This window comes from Nostoc sp. DedQUE04 (assembly GCF_034530995.1).
Lineage (GTDB): Bacteria > Cyanobacteriota > Cyanobacteriia > Cyanobacteriales > Nostocaceae > Nostoc.
The window spans coordinates 1-18,444 of record NZ_JAVRCA010000028.1; the positions used below are offsets into that span (position 1 = coordinate 1).

The 18,444-nt window shown below is 42.3% G+C and carries 16 protein-coding genes and 1 pseudogene; 8 read left to right on the plus strand and 9 right to left on the minus strand.

The window, feature by feature from the left end; genetic code table 11:
• Positions 1-62: 62 nt before the first annotated feature.
• From RM049_RS19755 to RM049_RS19770, 4 genes are all read right to left on the minus strand, one after another.
• Complete coding sequence (locus tag RM049_RS19755; protein WP_322705359.1) at positions 63-770, minus strand: DevA family ABC transporter ATP-binding protein; 708 nt, start codon at positions 768-770, stop codon at positions 63-65.
• A 128-nt stretch (positions 771-898) separates the two neighbouring features.
• Positions 899-2,053: an ABC transporter permease DevC gene (gene devC, locus RM049_RS19760; RefSeq protein WP_322673508.1), complete on the minus strand. Its 1,155-nt coding sequence runs from the start codon at positions 2,051-2,053 to the stop codon at positions 899-901.
• Between the two features lie 155 nt (positions 2,054-2,208).
• Positions 2,209-3,633: an HlyD family efflux transporter periplasmic adaptor subunit gene (locus tag RM049_RS19765; protein WP_322673509.1), complete on the minus strand. Its 1,425-nt coding sequence runs from the start codon at positions 3,631-3,633 to the stop codon at positions 2,209-2,211.
• Positions 3,634-4,473: 840 nt separating this feature from the next.
• A complete protein-coding gene (locus RM049_RS19770; RefSeq protein ID WP_322673510.1) occupies positions 4,474-5,211 on the minus strand; it encodes a phycocyanobilin:ferredoxin oxidoreductase in 738 nt (245 codons plus the stop codon).
• Between the two features lie 201 nt (positions 5,212-5,412).
• Here RM049_RS19770 and RM049_RS19775 point away from each other — a divergent pair, with 201 nt between their 5' ends.
• Complete coding sequence (locus tag RM049_RS19775; RefSeq protein WP_322673511.1) at positions 5,413-5,640, plus strand: hypothetical protein; 228 nt, start codon at positions 5,413-5,415, stop codon at positions 5,638-5,640.
• A 91-nt stretch (positions 5,641-5,731) separates the two neighbouring features.
• On the opposite strand, the gene RM049_RS19780 is transcribed toward RM049_RS19775, so the two are convergent.
• The 5 genes from RM049_RS19780 to RM049_RS19800 all read right to left on the minus strand — a co-directional run bounded on the left by RM049_RS19780 (position 5,732) and on the right by RM049_RS19800 (position 9,868).
• Positions 5,732-6,328 (minus strand): nucleoside triphosphate pyrophosphatase, encoded by a 597-nt coding sequence (locus RM049_RS19780; protein ID WP_322705360.1) that lies wholly within the window; start codon positions 6,326-6,328, stop codon positions 5,732-5,734.
• A gap of 115 nt (positions 6,329-6,443) precedes the next feature.
• On the minus strand, positions 6,444-6,989 hold the full coding sequence (gene psbP, locus RM049_RS19785) for a photosystem II reaction center PsbP (protein ID WP_322673513.1): 546 nt from the start codon (positions 6,987-6,989) through the stop codon (positions 6,444-6,446).
• A 405-nt stretch (positions 6,990-7,394) separates the two neighbouring features.
• Positions 7,395-7,724, minus strand: a complete 330-nt coding sequence (locus RM049_RS19790; protein WP_069072884.1) for a ribulose bisphosphate carboxylase small subunit — start codon at positions 7,722-7,724, stop codon at positions 7,395-7,397.
• Between the two features lie 45 nt (positions 7,725-7,769).
• Entirely contained in the window at positions 7,770-8,177 is a 408-nt protein-coding gene (gene rcbX, locus RM049_RS19795) for a RuBisCO chaperone RbcX (protein ID WP_322673514.1), read from the minus strand.
• A gap of 260 nt (positions 8,178-8,437) precedes the next feature.
• Complete coding sequence (locus tag RM049_RS19800; protein WP_322673515.1) at positions 8,438-9,868, minus strand: form I ribulose bisphosphate carboxylase large subunit; 1,431 nt, start codon at positions 9,866-9,868, stop codon at positions 8,438-8,440.
• Positions 9,869-10,758: 890 nt separating this feature from the next.
• Here RM049_RS19800 and RM049_RS19805 point away from each other — a divergent pair.
• The 7 genes and pseudogenes from RM049_RS19805 to RM049_RS19835 all read left to right on the plus strand — a co-directional run bounded on the left by RM049_RS19805 (position 10,759) and on the right by RM049_RS19835 (position 18,384).
• Positions 10,759-11,865 (plus strand): ligand-binding sensor domain-containing protein, encoded by a 1,107-nt coding sequence (locus tag RM049_RS19805; RefSeq protein ID WP_322705361.1) that lies wholly within the window; start codon positions 10,759-10,761, stop codon positions 11,863-11,865.
• A 101-nt stretch (positions 11,866-11,966) separates the two neighbouring features.
• Entirely contained in the window at positions 11,967-12,737 is a 771-nt protein-coding gene (panB, locus tag RM049_RS19810; protein WP_322705362.1) for a 3-methyl-2-oxobutanoate hydroxymethyltransferase, read from the plus strand.
• A gap of 87 nt (positions 12,738-12,824) precedes the next feature.
• Positions 12,825-14,876, plus strand: a complete 2,052-nt coding sequence (locus RM049_RS19815; RefSeq protein ID WP_322705363.1) for a serine/threonine-protein kinase — start codon at positions 12,825-12,827, stop codon at positions 14,874-14,876.
• A 238-nt stretch (positions 14,877-15,114) separates the two neighbouring features.
• Positions 15,115-15,889 (plus strand): annotated as a pseudogene (locus RM049_RS19820) (Rpn family recombination-promoting nuclease/putative transposase).
• A gap of 170 nt (positions 15,890-16,059) precedes the next feature.
• The gene (locus RM049_RS19825) at positions 16,060-16,338 is read left to right on the plus strand and encodes a prevent-host-death protein (RefSeq protein ID WP_322705364.1); all 279 of its coding nucleotides are present in this window, start codon (positions 16,060-16,062) and stop codon (positions 16,336-16,338) included.
• 490 nt (positions 16,339-16,828) lie between these two features.
• Positions 16,829-17,665, plus strand: a complete 837-nt coding sequence (gene dapB / locus RM049_RS19830; protein WP_322705365.1) for a 4-hydroxy-tetrahydrodipicolinate reductase — start codon at positions 16,829-16,831, stop codon at positions 17,663-17,665.
• Between the two features lie 32 nt (positions 17,666-17,697).
• Entirely contained in the window at positions 17,698-18,384 is a 687-nt protein-coding gene (locus RM049_RS19835; protein ID WP_322673520.1) for a phosphate ABC transporter permease, read from the plus strand.
• The last annotated feature ends 60 nt before the right edge of the window (positions 18,385-18,444 follow it).

An 18,444-nucleotide genomic window follows, 5' to 3' on the forward strand; every position in this document is an offset into this window, starting at 1 on the left:
TTTACTCCAGCTTTTTATTATCCCATGTTATTTATATTAAGGATAAGTCTAATGACTAAAAATCATGACTGAATAACTGTATTGGGGGAATTACGGGTTAAAAGACCATCTTCCATTTCGACGATGCGATCGGCTATGTCTAAAATGCGGTTGTCGTGCGTAACTAACAAGATTGTAGTTCCCTGATTTTTGGCTAGACTCTGCATTATTTCCACGACATCGCGTCCTGATTGTTTGTCTAATGCTGCTGTTGGTTCGTCTGCTAGTACCAAGGGGGGACGATTCACCAAGGCGCGGGCGATCGCAATTCTTTGTTTTTGTCCACCAGAAAGATTGTCTGGGTAGTAATCAACTCGTTCTTCTAGACCGACAGACCCCAGCATAGCTTTTGATTTAGCCACTGCTTCTGCTTGAGAAATATTATCGTTCAATTCCACTGCCATTTGCACATTTTGCTTGGCTGTCAAGAACCCTAGTAAATTGTGAGCTTGGAAAATATAACCAATGTTGCGTCGCATCTGCACTAATTTGTTTTGACTGACGCCAATAAGTTCTTCACCTAAAAATTTTAAACTTCCTTCTTGTACAGACCGCAAACCACCAATTAAGCTCAGTAATGTTGTTTTACCTGAACCCGATGGCCCGGTCATAATCACAATCTCACCTGGATAAATATCTAGGTTGATATCAAATAATATCTGTTTTCTCAGTGCGCCTTTGCCATAGAAGTGATTGAGATTTTTAATGGCGATTACAGGTTCTTTTTCCATGATATTTTTGTTATTTATAAATTATTAGTTCCAAACTTTAACTGTAGTGAACTTCAAAAATTAAATTTGCTTGTTTTTTATCATAAGCCAAAATTATTATTCATATTTTTTAATTAATACAATGTTAATTAAAAGATATCTGCTGGATCGGCAGAGCGTAATTTTCTAACTGCGATCGCACCAGAAATAATGCACATTAGCATAGTCAAAATTAATACCATTACCGCTCGCTCAAAACTCATAAAAACTGGTAAAAGTGTTGCATTTCTGGCGCTGCTATACATAAATAAGGCAAAAACTATCCCAGGTAAATAGCCTAAAACTGCTAATAATAAGGCTTCTTGAAGAATGACTGTCAATAAATAGTTTTGTGTGTAACCTATCGCCTTGAGAGTAGCATACTCAGCTAAGTGGTCTGCAACTTCTGTATAAAGAATTTGATAAACAATCACAGTTCCCACAATGAAACCCATGACAGTCCCTAATGTGAAAATAAAGCCAATAGCTGTACTATTCGCCCAGTAACTCCGCTCAAAATCAATAAACTCTTGTTTAGTTAAAACATTCACTTCATTAGGTAAATACTTTCGTAATTGTTGGGCAACAACATTAGCATCGGCTCCCGGTTTTAATCTAATTAGCCCAATATCAATTAATCCTTTTTGACGATTGCTGAATATTCGGAAAAAGTTGAGATCGCTTGTAATTAAATTACCATCTGCACCAAATGATGCACCTAACGTAAATAGCCCTTCTACTTTAATTCGCCGCCTTCGTACTTCTGCTGTTACAGTCTTTCCTTGGTCATAATTAGCAGCGATCGGCCCATACTCTACCCTAGAAGAACGGTCAAAGAGAACTACATCAGGTAGTTTAAGTTTATCTAAATTTTCCTGAACTCCAGGTAAATTAACTAGGTTAGTTTCTGGGTTCATTCCAAAAATTAGGATACTCCGAGGACGCCCGGTTACAGGATTTTTCCAGATTGTAAAGTCCAAATAGATCGGATGTACAGATTGAACTGCGGGTAATTCTAAAGCTTTATATAACCGTCGCTGAGAAAAGCTTCTCATCGCCAATATAGCGTTAGATTGACTATTAATTAAAACAATATCGCCTTGCAAACTGTTATGGAATCTAACGTTACTATAATACAGAGCATCTCGAAAGCCGAGTTGCATAAACATTAAAATATCGGCAAAAGCAATTCCTGCTAACGCCACAGCTAGACGAGTTTTTTCCCTTGTCAGTTGTAGCCATGACAGAGGTATTTTTTGATTCATTTTATAAGCATCTCAGCAAGTTTAGCAATTTTAGACTTTAAACTCATTATGATGACATCTAGAATGTTTAAAATTGATTAAACAGACTATTAACGAATATTTTTAATCCAAAATATCAAATCATGGATTAGGGTTACTGCTCATATACAACTTAATTAATTATTAATATCAACAAGAACTTTGGCGTAAGTTAAACCAGAAACTTTCTGGCTATCTTCTGGAGACAGAGCAATTTTAACTTCTACAACTCTGGCATCCACATCTGCGGCTGGATCTGTATTCAGCACATCTTTTTTACCAATTTTTCTGCCAATTTCAGTGACAGTCCCTTTTAATTCACCGTTAAATGCGCCGTTATCACTGGTGATAGTAGCATTTTGACCAAGACGCACTTTACCAATGCTGTCTTCAGCGACTTCAGCAATTACAAACATTTGGTTAGTTTGGCCAAGTTCAGCAATGCCATTTGCGCCGATCGCTTCGCCTGATTTGGCGTAAACTTTTAAAATTTCTCCAGCGATTGGTGCTTGAACATAGCTCAATCTCAGTTCTGCTTCGGCTTTTCTGACATTTGCGATCGCATTGCTAACTTGGGCTTGCGCTACTTGCACATCGGTAGGACTAACATCTAAAATTCTGCTTAGTTTGGCCTTTTCTTCATCGATTTGTCTTTGCAAAGTTGCTAAAGTCTTGTCACGATTAACTCTGGCTTCGATTAACTGCTGTTGCAAAGTTGCTAAATTTTGTATTTGGGTAGCTCTGGCTTCGGCAAGTTGCTGTCGCAAAGTTGCCAATGTCTGCTTTAGGGTAGCTTGGCTTTCAGCCACCTGTTGATTAGAAGTTACTGCACTCAAGCGTCTTCTGTCCCGCTCTTGCTGAGAAATAGCACCTTCTTTGTATAAATAATCATAGCGTCCGGCATCGACTTGAGCATTGCGCTGTTCGGCTTGAATACGTGCAAGCGTTGCTCTGAGAGCATCTCTTTGCCCACTAAGTTCAGCTTCTAGGCGATTCACGGTTGCTTGTTGGACAAGTTTATCACCACTTAACTGAGCTGCAATCCGCGCGATCGTTGCTTGCCCTGCATTCCTTTCGCCAATTAACTGCGCTTGTAGGCGAGCAATAACTGCTCTTTGAGCTTGAATATCTCTTGGAGAGCCAGCCCTGACTTGCGCTAAATTCGCACTGGCTTCTTGGACTTTCGCTTTTGCCTCTTGTAGTCCGGCTACTTGGGTATCGCGGTTGTCCAAAATTGCCACAATTTGACCTTGCTTTACCCGTTCGCCCTCTCTCACTAGAAGTTGCTGAATTCGTGATGATGGTGCTAATCCTGATGATGGGGCGGACAATTTAACAACTTCGCCTCGCGGTTCCAAACGCCCTACAGCACTAATGCTATTGGTAGATGGCATTACGGGTGCGGATGTAGTTAGTTTTCTTAACTGCTCGATTTTGGCCGTACCTAGTATCCCAGCAGCGATTACTACTGGCACGGCTACAGCGATACCCCACCAAATCTTAGGTTGTTCATGATTTAGTGTCTGTTCACTTGGTTTCGGCTTTTCAGTCACCCTTGACATAGTATGTTGCCCATTTACCTGAATTGTGCTGATGGAAGTAAAAATAAAAAGGTTTTTAATCAACAGCCAGCTGTTAGGACAAACAACAGTGGTTTCAAGCTGGGTATGGCTTAAAAATCCATTGTGTGATGAACGTTCAACACTATGGCTTTACAAAATGGTGTTTTCTATAGCCGCTCATTATGTATGCAATACACTTTGCTCTCTCCAAACCTCTCTTTTAAAACGAGAGAGGCTTGGAGGCGCTTACTAGGGCGCGGGGTTAGGTCTGTATTGAAACTGAGAAACGCTATAGTAGCTGACTATTTAATAACTTTGAGTATTATTGAGACATGAGTGCAATGGAAGTTAGCTGAATTCACAAGCAGTATGAATTTAGATATAGAGACGCGATATATCAGGTCTCTATAAAAAATTCTAAATTGGTATGATGCGCTACTTTACTGCTACATTTACTACGGCTATAGTTGGTCACAAAATTGAAAAGAAATATCAAAAATAGACTGTTGCCTTTGTTGGACACAATCTTGCTAAAAAAGTTAGTCTTCCTTAAGTCAATCAACGATTAACTAACTAAAAAATGTCTGTCAATTTGAGCATTCCTAACATCACATCAGAGTTTCCTTAACTTTCTGGTCAATGAGTTAGCTGTCTCTAGTTGTTTGCACCTACCAAGACAACAAACCATTTTGTGATATTCGCTTCAAAGACCTTACTATTCTCCTTGTTGCTGTTTTGGAACTCCATAAAACTCTCGTTGAATGAATTCTACATTTATCCATTAGCTGAAAACGTAGCAGAGCCTACAGATGGGAGAGATGAGGGTGATGGAGGAGATGATTAAGTTGGCAGGTCGAATAAAACTGTGGTCATATAATTTTCTGCCCAAGCTGGGCCAAAGGCTTTTTCAAGTACGCGGCGGGTTTTATCGTTTTGCTGCTGTTTAGTGCAGTAGTTGTGTTGTCCGGCAAGATTTTGGGTGACTTGTTCAACTGAAACAGGATGTGACGCGATCGCTTGGATGCAATGAATGTCTAAAAATTCTCGCACCCGCGAGAGAAACATTGTTTCTTCTTCAGGGGAACTGGGGCGGACAAAGATGCAAAAATCAGAAAAAATATTTCCCCATTCTGGTAATTCACGGGGTTGGGAAAAGTTAAGCACTGTTAGCTGTGTCAGCGCCGAAGTATAAGATTCTGGTAAGGTGCGTTCTGCTTGAATAGGAGAAAGGTCTGCGATCGCTGCACTAATTTGACCTCTACCCCCAACTAAATCGCAACCAAACATCGGCAGGTTGTATTCTGGGCGAGGAAACATAACGCAGTGCAAAATATCCAGCATATTTCCGATTTTTGCCAGTTCCAAGTGCATTTTCCGAAACTGGGGCGTTTGATAGCAACGGTTTTCAATCGTCAGTTTTTCGCCTTCTAGTCTACCTTCCACATACCCCAACTCATTAGGCAAATGGTAAGGGGATAAATCCAGGTGCTGATGCCAAGCTGCCTCAATACAATCAGCTAGCTGACGAATTAGGGGATGTTGTTGCTCACGCAGCGAGGGCATAGAAGTAAATGACATATTCTAGTTGGGAATGCGATCTAGTGGCCAGTCTACAACCTGTCGTGCCATACCTGTTGTGGTCTGCAATATAAGCAAACACTTACACCCAGCCAACGTAAATTTATAAGACAGATACTTTTCACAAGGATTATTTATTTTGTAGTCTAGGTTACAGAATTAATTTTGGATTAGCCCATTCGTAAAGGCTAATAGAAAGCTATGAAACTAGATTCTCGTAGACCAGATTTTGCTGTGCAACCAAGAAGGCCGAATCTGGAAGGTTTGCAGCAGTTAAGAGCTTCTACTTGGGTAAAGCTTTTGCAACTTCCCAACCCCTTTAGTTTTGACGAAGCACTTTTATTGTGTCCGGTTTCAGCAGATGAGTGGCTAGCCTGGATTCCAGATCATGGCGAAGCAATACTTAATATCAGGCAATTTAGTTATTAGTTATAGGTCATTGGGCATTGGGCACTGGGCATTGGACACTGGGTATTGGTTATTCACTTTGGACAAATGACAAATGACAAATGACAAATGACTATTGCTGCCAGAAATCAGTGACATCGTATCCCAATTCACTTAACATCTGCCGCAGCAGGGGTAAACTAAGTCCAATTACATTGCTGTGGCAGCCTTCAATTTTTTCCACGAAGAAACTTCCAAAACCTTCAATGGCAAAAGCACCAGCACACTTGAGCGGTTCACCCGTGGCAACATAAGCTTTAATTGCCTTCTCGCTCATTTGAGCAAAGTAAACTCTTGTAACTTGTGACTTGACTAAAGTACGATTTTGCTGGTGGTCAATTAAGGCGTGACCTGTGTACAAGTCGCCAAAGTTACCTTGCATTATCTGCCAACGAGCGATCGCTTCAGAGAAGTCTGCCGGTTTGCCGTAAATTTCACCATTGATGGACAAAACTGAATCACAACCCATAACCAAAGCTGATTGAAACTGTGGGGCTACAGTTTCCGCTTTATACTGGGCAAGAGTTTTGACCAATTCTGCTGGTTCACTTAGTTCAATTTGTGACTCATCAAAGTCACTAGGTTGAACTATTGGTTCAATACCAACAGTTTGCAGTAAGCGGCGTCGGGCTGGAGAAGCTGAAGCAAGTACAAAAGGTGGAATTTTCATGAGATTTTAGAAAAATTATTAATTGGGCATTGGGCATTGGGCATTGGGCATTGTAATTAAGTTTCTTTCTTATTCCCCATTCCCAATTCCCCATTCCCCATTCCCTACTCCCTAATTAATAAACAGAAAAAGAATTAACAACCTCATCAATCATTCGTTTAACTTTTTGCCAGCGTTTTTCAGGAATTGAGGCGTTGAAGGTAAAAAGTTTACCACGGCTCACAGCAACGCTGGCGATGTTGTGTCGTTCCTGTTGATTGGGGAGTTTAACCTCATACTCTAAAAGGTAGTATGTTTTACCGTCTACTTCTCGCTGGGCAGCATTGACTAATTCAGCCGAACGACCAGAATCGGGAGGCGCAAGAGCTGCTTTTCCTAATTTGTATCCTACTTCTGTTGGGGTTCCCAATTCTGACAAAGTTTTGCCTTCAGGAACTGGGCTAATCACAACTGAAACATTTTCAGACACCTCAATCAAATCGTGGAAAACCACATCTGGCCCATCGGCAACTTTAACTGGCAGCCAGCCGTTAGGATATAAAAACTGATAGCCATCACCACTGTCTACAAAGCTTTTGAGTCCAGCCGCAGCCGCAACATCCGAATTACTCAGACTGAAGCTCAACACCAATAGCAAAATTAATACAATTCGTTTCCACATTTCTACAGATTCCTTTGGGCTGGAGATAACACAAGGCTTGCATCATTTCTCGTCTTTATTCTCCCACCAACCGGGACGCTTCGGATAATGTATTAGATGGTGAAGTATAAATGCTTATGTTCCCTAACGTCTAATTTTGAAGAAGAATTCAAAAGTCAAAATTCAGTAGTCATCAAGACGCTTCTGGTACAGAAGCATCTCCGACAGGAGAAGGCTTTACGCTACGCTATCCGTCAGTTTACAGAATTCCCAACTGAATCCTGGCTCACCTTAACTGCGCTTCGCGGATCGCCTGACTCCTGAATTCTGTTTGAAAAAAAAGGAGAGGCAGATAATTCTACCTCTCCTATACAGGGACAAACAAATGACTTGAACTATCCCATGATTAATTCCAACTGACTAGACTTAGTATCTGTTGGGTTTGTGAACAAGAAAGCTGAGAACTTGGCACTGCTTGATGTTGTCAAAACCCACAACACGGATATAGCTGTTGTTAAATTGAGAACGGCATCCTTGAACTTCGCTCAATACTTCTTGAGTAGATTTAGCACCGAACAAAGGCAACTTCCACATTGTCCAATATAATTCTGTTGGCTCAGAAGTTTCGTTAAACTCGATCGCAGGAATGTAACCTTGATTCAAGATGTACTGGACTTGTTTAGCGATTTGAGCATCAGACAGAGGGGGAAGATAAGAAAGGGTTTCGTAACGACGCTCTTTTGGTAAAGTTTGCATAGCTTTTGATAATGGGTTGCGATTTTTACTAGTAGATTGACCGAACTAATTGGATAAGTTATCCAAATCCCGATCTGAAGGTGTTTGCTGTTCTGGTTGCAGACTGGGGTTAGATGTGTCTATTAGTGTGATGCGTTCTAAATGCTGGCGACGCTGCTCCATATTGGCTTGCTGAATGCCAGTGCGAACCATTTCCGGTAAAAATTCTGCAATTTCTTCCGCAATATGTTCTCTGACAGTCATGATTCGCAAAGCCAAATCTGGTTTTTCTCGCAACAGTTGCTCAATGAATGACTCACCATTTTGAATTTTGCCAGACGAAAAGTTATGCAACCAAAGTTCTAATGGCGGATTAGTTTCACCTAGCTGTGCCAATACTGTCCTTAGAGCCTGATAAGTCAGATAGCTTTGGAGAGTTTTGGCTGTGTCCTTCGCAATTTGCTTAAGATTCATGCTTGACCCCAGCCCTGAAGAGTTATGAGTTATGAGTTACGAGTTATGAATTAATGCAAATCCTAACTCTTGTACAGACGCGATTAATGAGCCAGCGCGTTGCGGTGAATCCAGCGCTGTAGGCAACTGGTGACATCCAAAAGAGGGTTTCCAAGGCAGCCGCTCATGGGGGAAGCCCCCAAAACCGCGCTGCCTTACCGTTGTAGCGACTGGCGTCGCGTCTTTACTTCTAACTCTTAACTCTTAACTGTTAACCCAGATCAGACGGTATCCATTGCTTCAAACTCGAACTTGATTTCTTTCCACAGTTCGCAAGCAGCAGCCAGTTCAGGAGACCACTTGGCAGCTTCACGGATGATATCGTTACCTTCACGAGCCAAGTTGCGGCCTTCGTTACGAGCTTGAACAACGGCTTCTAAGGCAACGCGGTTAGCAGTTGCACCAGGAGCGTTACCCCAAGGGTGTCCCAGAGTACCACCACCGAACTGTAGTACGGAGTCATCACCAAAGATTTCTACTAGCGCGGGCATGTGCCATACGTGGATACCACCAGAAGCAACTGCCATTACACCAGGTAGAGAAGCCCAGTCTTGGGTAAAGTAAATACCACGAGACTTGTCTTGCTCAATGTAGTTTTCACGCAACAGGTCAACGAAGCCCATTGTGATGCCGCGCTCACCTTCCAATTTACCAACTACTGTACCAGTGTGGATGTGGTCGCCACCAGACAAACGTAGAGCTTTAGCCAATACACGGAAGTGAATACCGTGGTTCTTTTGACGGTCAATTACAGCGTGCATAGCACGGTGAATGTGCAGCAAGATACCATTATCGCGGCACCAACGAGCCAATGTGGTGTTGGCGGTGAAACCTGCGGTGAGGTAGTCATGCATGATGATGGGCATTTTGAGTTCTTTAGCGTACTCAGCCCGCTTCAGCATCTCTTCACAGGTAGGAGCGGTGACGTTTAGGTAGTGACCTTTAATTTCACCGGTTTCTGCTTGAGATTTGTTGATAGCTTCAGCGACGAACAAGAAGCGATCGCGCCATCTTTGGAATGGTGCGGAGTTAATGTTTTCGTCGTCTTTGGTGAAGTCCAAACCACCGCGTAAGCACTCGTATACAGCGCGTCCGTAGTTCTTAGCGGAAAGACCCAATTTGGGCTTAATAGTACAACCCAACAAAGGACGACCGTATTTGTTTAACTTATCGCGCTCAACTTGGATACCGTGAGGAGGCCCTTGGAAGGTCTTGATGTAAGCTACTGGGAAACGGATGTCTTCTAGACGCAGTGCCCGTAGCGCTTTGAAACCAAATACGTTACCGACAATTGAGGTTAATACGTTGGTTACAGAGCCTTCTTCAAATAAGTCCAAAGGATAGGCAACGTAACAAATGTACTGGTTGTCTTCGCCCCGAACTGGTTCGATGTCGTAGCAACGACCTTTGTAGCGATCGAGGTCGGTGAGCAAATCTGTCCACACAGTTGTCCAAGTACCTGTGGAGGATTCAGCCGCAACAGCCGCACCTGCTTCTTCGGGAGGAACACCAGGCTGAGGTGTCATACGGAACGCAGCTAGAAGATCGGTATCTTTTGGTGTGTAATCCGGTGTGTAATAAGTTAGTCTGTAATCTTTAACCCCGGCTTGATACCCAGATTTGCTCTGAGTCTTCGTTTGAGCGTAAGACATAATTTTATCCTTCCCTGAAATCACTCTTGTTAATTATCAAATCACGTTTTGTGCAACTTCCCCTCACCCCGCTCTTGCCCCCCTTGAGCGAGGGGAAGATCGGAAAAATTTTTTGTTAGGAGTTGCCTTTGGCAAAGGTTAGCAGTTTTTTTGCGGCGGACACAATGGATAGCGGTGGTAGCCCTCCTCACCAGTGTTTTCCCCTTCTAGGGGTACACGACCTAGCGCTTCTACTGTTCCCTCTTGCTAAAAATCAAAATTCTTTTTTACCTCTTCTTCGCACCCAACTAAACCTTCTCTTCTCAATTTCACCAAAACTTCCGCACTTTGCGGCTTGATTTAGATAATTCCCCCATAAATTCGGGTATTCAGGGGATTGGGCTGGCTGGCACACATTCCCGCCTTTACACTCCTTATATCTTTCCCTTTGATGGAAAAGACACCAGAAAAGAATTTACTTGACAGAGATTTAGCAGAGTGGTGAGCAAAAGATAAAAGAATTGCACACCACGTAATTTGTAACTTGTTTCACAATATATCAAGAATTCGATAAGTTATTCTTTGAAAGTTTTTAACTTATCTATTTAATTTTGTTATTACATAAAGATTTAAACTTTTTGTTACAAATACTTTACAAAATGTCATTAATGATATTCGGGGACTGGGTATTGGGTATTGGGTATTGGGTATTGGGTATTGGGTAATGAGAAAGTATTCCTAAATATTTATTTCCTAGTTCCCAGTCCCCAGTCCCCAGTCCCCAATCCCCAATCCCCAGTCCCCAGTCCCCAATCCCCAATCCCCAGTCCCCAATCCCCAATCCCCAATGTTTAAAAAATCCCAGCTAGGGGAACACTGAAATTAACCCAAAGCCAGTTTAGGTAAATGCTATGGGTACTGTCTCCAAAGGAAATGTCACCGTGGTATTGTTTTACAAGCGTACTAGTTTATTAATTACTTCTATCTTGCTGGGGTTGATAGCTTTGCCAAATATGGGATGGGCACAAAAAACCCCTGACATTAATTCATCTGATGTAACCCCCGCTTACCCAGCTTCCGCACCGCCACCGCGAGTAGAATCTTTGCCTGATGAGCGGGGAGTTGAAGAAAATTCGCCAAAAACTGATTATCGTGTTGGTAATTTATTGGGAGATGTTACAGGTAATCTTTGGGTAGGTTCTTGGCGGGGATTATCGCGGATCGATCCTAAAACCGGCAAGATTATTTCTCGTGTTAGCTTACCGAATGTTGCCATTGGTGCTTTAGCCCAAGACAAAGTAGGACGTTTGTGGGTAGGAAGTTATGAGGGACTAGTTCGAGTTGACCCCCGCACTAACGAAATCACCGCACAAAATTTATTTTTGCCTTCTAAACGCGTGTTGTCACTGTTACTTGACAAACGGGGTTATTTGTGGGCTGGAACCGATAGCGGTTTAGCTCTCATTAGTCCCGACCAAGGCTTGATTATGACAACATTAAAAAATCTGCCTGGTGTCAGTGCTAACGCCCTGACTTTAGATGCTGAAGGTCATTTGTGGGTTGGTACTCTGGATGGATTGGTGCGGGTAAATACTGCTAGTGCTGCGATTATGAAGCGAATAGCCGATTTACCAGGAACGACTGTACAAGCTTTAGCTATTAGTCCAGAAGGGTTAATTTGGGCGGGAATGCCGAATAATTTGCTAGTTATTAACCCAAAGACTGGTGCAGTGTTGCGGTCTGTAACTCGTCTGCGTGGGCGTGACGTGACAGCAGTACGTTTTGCGAAAGATGGTAGCGTCTGGGTCGGGACTAATAATGGTTTGTTACGATTAAATCCAAATACAGGAGCTGTATTAGACTCAGAAGTTGCTGGACTTCCTTCTAGTCGGGTTCTTACCCTTGCACCTGACATCGGCAATAAATTATGGATTGGTACTAGTGAAGGTCTAGCGTGGTTAATGCCCAAAACGGACAGTGCAAAACCCCATATTGCTTTCAGTCGCGCCGTTAAATGATTAGTCATTTGTCCTTTGTCCTTTGTCATTAGTCATTTGCTAAGGACAGAAGACAAAGGACAAAAAATCCAAAATCTAAAATCTAAAATCTAAAATTGGCAATGGCAATCACTACCCAGCAATTAATTCAATGGAAACAACAGGGACGTTCAATTGTGGCGTTGACTGCCTGGGATTATGCGATCGCTCAACTCCTGGACGCAGCTGGTGTAGACTTAATCCTTGTGGGTGATTCTATGGCAGTAGTTCTTGGGTATGAAACAACACTGCCGATAACTTTGGATGAGATTATATCTCACGCCAAAGCTGTGCGTCGTGGGGTTAAACGGGCATTAGTAGTTGTAGATTTACCTTTTTTGACGTATCAAGAAAGTCTGCAACAAGCGATGCACTCAGCTGGGCGGGTACTAAAGGAAACGGGCGCTCAAGCGGTAAAGTTAGAAGGTGGCTATCCAGCAATGGCCGAAACTGTGGCTCGTTTAGTAGAAGCAGGAATTCCGGTTATGGGTCATGTGGGTTTGACACCGCAATCGATACATCAACTGGGTTTGCGACAACAAGGTAAAACGCAAGAAGCCAGTGAGAGGATTTTACTTGAAGCGATCGCTCTTGAACAAGCGGGCGTATTTTCTCTTGTGTTGGAGCATATCCCCGCAGATTTGGCAATGCAGATTTCACAAAAATTAAGTATTCCCACAATTGGTATCGGTGCGGGAATTCACTGCGATGGACAAGTTTTAGTTACCTCAGATGTCCTCGGACTTGCCGAGAAGCATCCACCATTCGCTAAAGTTTACACAAATTTGCGCGAGACGATTACTAAAGCCGTGCAAGACTATGCTGTGGAAGTGAGAGAAAGGAAGTTTCCATAACTGAATTTATCTAATCTTTTGCAATTTCTCCAAGGAATAACTTGTAGCTAAAGGATAATAATTACATTTGCTTATAGATGCACAGTTATGATCTGCTGCCTAAATCCAGCTTGCCACAATCCGCCCAATCCAGATCGCACAATGTTTTGCTCTAATTGCGGCACAGGATTGGTAGTGTTGAGAAACCGCTATCGCCCAATTCAATTACTAGGAAGTGGGGGATTTGCTAAAACCTATTTAGCAGAAGATTTAGACAAGCTGAATGAATATTGTGTTATCAAGCAATTTGCGCCGCGAGTACAGGGAACTGCGGCAATAAACAAAGCCACAGAACTATTTGAGCAAGAAGCAAGGCGACTGCAACAACTAGGAGAACATCCGCAAATTCCGACGCTGTTGGCGTACTTTGAAGAAGAAAATAATCTGTATTTAGTGCAGCAGTTTATCAACGGGCAGAATTTATTAGCTGAATTAAAACAACAGGGAACTTTCAACGAAGAAAAAATCTGGGAAGTTTTGCTTGATTTATTAAATATCCTGAAAAAGGTTCATCAGCACAAAGTTATTCACCGCGATATCAAACCAGAAAATATCATTCGTCGCAGCACTGACGGCAAGTTAGTGTTGATAGATTTTGGGATTTCCAAGCAACTCACCATGACAGTTATCACTAACCCAGTAACAAGAATTGGTTCCCCTGGTTATGCGCCATTAGAACAAATACAGGATGGTAAAGCTTATCCAGCAAGTGATTTATATAGTGTTGGTGCAACTTGCTTTCACTTACTGAGTGGAATTCACCCTTGGATAATGTGGGAACAACAAGGTTATGGGTGGGTTTCTTCTTGGCGGGAGCATTTGCAACAACCACAAAGCAGCGAATTGGAGAAGATTCTTGATAAGTTACTGCAAACAGATTATCAGCAACGTTACCAATCTGCTGAGGAAGTTTTACAGGATTTTAGTTCACCGTCACCATCACTTTCAACAGTACACCCAACTCAGCCAGTAGTTGAAAATCAACCAGCATCATCATTCCCTGCTACATTGCTTCATCAGCATCAAACTGGAACATCACCAGCACCAGTAAAGCCAAAAGTACCGCTACAAAAGCCATCTAGACAAAATATTAATTGGAGAACAAGATTATTGGTGGGTGCTGCTATTACAATAGTTGGAACTCAAATCTATGGTTCTGTTTGCTATGGCTTGTTTCCAACTAATCCGATATCTATAATTGCTAGCATACCAAGCGGAGTTTTATTACAAAGAACCCTCACAGGGCATTCTTCTTGGGTTAATTCCGTCGCCATTAGCCCAGATGGCAAAACCCTTGCCAGTGGTAGTGCTGACAAAACCATCAAACTGTGGAATCTTGCAACCGGAAAAGAAATCCGCACTTTCACAGGGCATTCTGACTATGTTAGTTCCGTTGCCATCAGCCCAGATGGCAGAACTCTTGCTAGTGGTAGTGCTGACAACACCATCAAACTGTGGAATTTGGCAACGGGAAAACAAACCCGCACTCTCACAGGGCATTCTTCTTGGGTTAATTCCGTCGCCATCAGCCCAGATGGCAAAACCCTTGCCAGTGGTAGTGAGGACACCACCATCAGACTGTGGAATCTTGCAACCGGAAAAGAAATCCGCACTCTCACAGGGCATTCTGACTATGTTAGTTCCGTTGCTATCAGCCCAGATGGCAGAACTCTTGCTAGTGGTAGTGCTGACAACACCATCAAAGTGTGGAATTTGGCAACGGGAGAAGAAATCCGCACTCCCACAAGGCATTCTAACCGGGTTATTTCCGTCGCCATTAGCCCAGATGGCAAAACCCTTGTCAGTGGTAGTTGGGACAACACCATTAAACTCTGGAATCTCGCAACCGGAGAAGAAATCCGCACTTTCACAGGACATTCTAGCTATGTTTTTTCCGTCACCATCAGTCCAGATGGCAAAACCCTTGCTAGTAGTAGTGATGACAACACCATTAAACTCTGGAATCTCGCAACTGGAGAGCAAATTCGCACCCTTACAGGGCATTCTAACTCGGTTAGTTCCGTCGCCTTTAGCCCAGATGGTAAAACTCTTGTCAGTGGTAGTTTTGGCAAAACCATCAAAATTTGGCGGCTAAAGTAGTGAGTGCTGCGATCGCTGTTTTGAGTATTTATCTGAATACAGAAGAAGTAACCTAAACTAAAATCAATATGGTTGGCTCATATTAGCCTCGATATAGGAGACGCATTTGTTGGCGAAGTTAAACACGCTCTCAATCGTATGGTAGAGAATATTCCAATTGTTAGTGCACATACAGCATTTGATGCTTATTCAATTACAAGACTTTGGTGATATTGACTTTAATTGAGCAAATATAAGTGTGAAAACTGACAGCATCTTTTATCGTCTGTTTCAAGAATTTCCCCATATCTTCTTTGAACTGATTGGCAACTCAGGCGAGACAGCGAATCTCTACCAATTTTCTTCAGTTGAAGTCAAACAAACAGCTTTCAGAATTGATGGTGTATTTCTGCCCATCCAAGATCGAGAAGTGCCGATTTATTTTGTCGAGGTTCAGTTTCAACCAGACATAGAGATTTACTTACGCTTAGTATCAGAAATTTCTTTATACTTACGCCAAAATAGACGCAAAAATCCTTGGCGAGGAGTGGTGATTTATCCCAGCAGAGATATAGATATAGGTGAGAAAGAAGATTTCATAGAATTCTTCCACAGCCAGCGTATCAGTAGAATTTACTTAGATGAATTAGGCTCAAATGCATCCTTACCAATAGGCATTGCTACGATAAAATTAGTAATTGATTGAAGACGAAGATACAGCCATTAACAGCGCCAAGGAATTAATCAACCGCACCCAGCAAGCATTAAATTTGCAACTTCCACAAAAACAATTATTAGAATTGATTGAGACAATCCTAGTTTATAAATTTCCCAAAATGAGTCGCAAGGAGATAGAAGCAATGTTTGGCTTAAGCGATTTAAAGCAAACGCGGGTTTACCAAGAAGGACGTTTAGAAGCAAAATTAGAAGCTGTACCTAAACTTTTAGCATTGGGTTTAACTGTAGAACAGATAGCGCAGGCCTTGGATTTAGATGTTGCACAAGTCCAGCAAGTAGAACAGCAAAAGCGATAACTTCTCTGCGAGACGCTACGCGTAGCTTGCTTCCCCGTAGGGGTACGTTAAGCTTTGCTAACGCCGGAATAATTGCCGCGATCGCACATTAATCAAGATTATCTGGGTTTATGCCAAGCGATATCTAAAGTTACGTTAAGTTATAATCAGCAGTCCAATATTTAAAACAAATGAACTGGAAACTTGACGAGGCACAACAAAAACTGCTAGAGGTGATTGATGCGATCGCATCAGAACCTCAATTAATCTTCAAGCAGGACAAATTAGTTGCTGCGATCGTAGAACCTAAACTTTTTCATGCCTTCCTCGCTTGGCATCAGCAACAAAAAGTCTCTTCCTTCGCAGACGCTTTTGCAGAATTACGTCAAATCTGTGCTGAAGAAAATTATATTTTAGAAACTCCTGCACGATGTAGCGATCGCCCTATTCCATTTGCTGAGGAAAGTTAAAGAAATAAGGAAATAATCGAGAACATAAAAAACCCCGACTTGATAGCCGAGGTAAATGGGAGAAGTCCAAATGTCGATGGGATATTGCAAAACCGAAGTCTGTTTTTCTTAGTTAACACCCAATGCAACCAAAACTATATAGGTAATAGACAAGGTGCAATTTTAGCTATGCAGCTTACTCTAGGGCTTTACTAAGCTATGTAAATAAATATAACAATAATATTACAAATGGTCAACTAGACTTGACAAACAAAGGCTGATATATTTGATAAGGACTACTTATCAAAGCAGTACGAGCGGCAAATAAAACGGGTTACTGGGTGGATAGTGCAATGAAAACGAGAACCGATGTTTTGGGGAGTAGAAAAACTAAGCGATTAGCTGCACAATTCAGGGTAGGTGGAATTAAGCCAGAGATTTGAGAAGCTAGCTACTAGATCGCGAAAGTCTTTACAATTCCTTTGTTGACTCAAAAAGTATTTCTCGACCTATGACGAATCAAGCTCCTATCCCGGTTATTGTCAACGGTGCTGCTGGCAAAATGGGCCGTGAAGTGGTTAAGGCGGTGGCACAAGCGCCTGATTTAAACCTAGTGGGTGCAATTGACTACAGTTTAGAACATCAAGATAAAGATGCCGGGGAGTTGGCGGGTTTAAGCGAACCTTTGGAAGTGCCGATTACCAATCAATTAGAACCGATGTTGGGATATGTGGCTGGTGACAGACAGTCTCCTCCAGGGGTGATTGTAGACTTTACCCATCCCGATTCAGTTTATGACAATATTCGCAGTGCGATCGCTTACGGTATTCGTCCTGTAGTCGGCACTACTGGGTTAAGTCCAGAACAAATTCAAGATTTGGCAGATTTTGCCGACAAAGCTAGCACTGGTTGCCTAATTATTCCTAATTTTTCCATTGGCATGGTACTGTTGCAACAAGCTGCGATCGCAGCCTCAAAATATTTTGACCATGTGGAAATTATCGAACTGCATCACAACCAAAAAGCTGATGCTCCCAGCGGTACTGCCATTCAAACGGCGCAGTTATTAGGAGAATTGGGTAAAACTTTTAATTCCGCTCTTGTAGAAGAAACGGAGAAATTACCAGGAGCCAGGGGCAGTATCGCAGATGAAGGAATTAGAATTCATAGCGTCCGCTTGCCGGGATTGATTGCCCATCAGGAAGTGATTTTTGGCGCAGCAGGGCAGATTTATACTTTACGACATGATACGAGCGATCGCGCTTGTTATATGCCAGGAGTGCTACTAGCGATTCGCAAAGTCTTAGCGCTAAAGTCGTTAGTATATGGATTAGAAAAGATACTTTAAACTCACTATTGGGCATTCATTACTTAGCACTCATGTTAGTACCACTGACTCGCCAGAAATTTGAACAAGTTGTCCCCCTAATTGCCACTGGTTTGCAGTACAAGTACTACTGGGGGAAATTCTCAAATTTTTTGCAACGGCTGTTAATTTCTGTAGTTGCGGTAGTTGTTATTTTGCTTGTAACAGTTATTTTCAAGCTTGAGTTTGCTTCAATAGTATTTGTACTAGGGGTAATTAGCGCTTTTTTTTGGTTGTGGTATCCAGTGTTTCAAGCAAGTATGCGGAATTTACAATGCCGTCGTTATAAGTACGGCGGCTTTTTCCGTGGTCGAGTCCTAGATTGGTGGATTACAGACCAGTTGATAGGTAAAACCGAAACAGTCAACAACAAAGGCGAATTGGTGATTGTAGAAAACCGAGAAAAACAGATAAATTTAGAGGTAGGTGATGACACAGGATTTAGCATTGAGTTTGTAGCGCCATTACGTCCTGCCCACAAAGTTATTACTCGCGGTCAAATTGCAGAAATGGTAGTGATGTCAAATCGCCCAGATTTGAGCAGTATTGATGAATTTAGCGATATATACTTTCCCAATCGTGACCTGTGGGTTAGCGATTATCCTTATCTGCGTCGGGATTTCTTTAACGAAGTCGGTCGTCGCTTGCGTGAAGACCAACAACAAAAGCCGCGTCGGCGGCGTCGTAGAGTAGAGGATTGAAGAAGTGATTGCTAGACGACCTACACCTTGCATCTACGTAGGGTTCAAATCATTTAATAA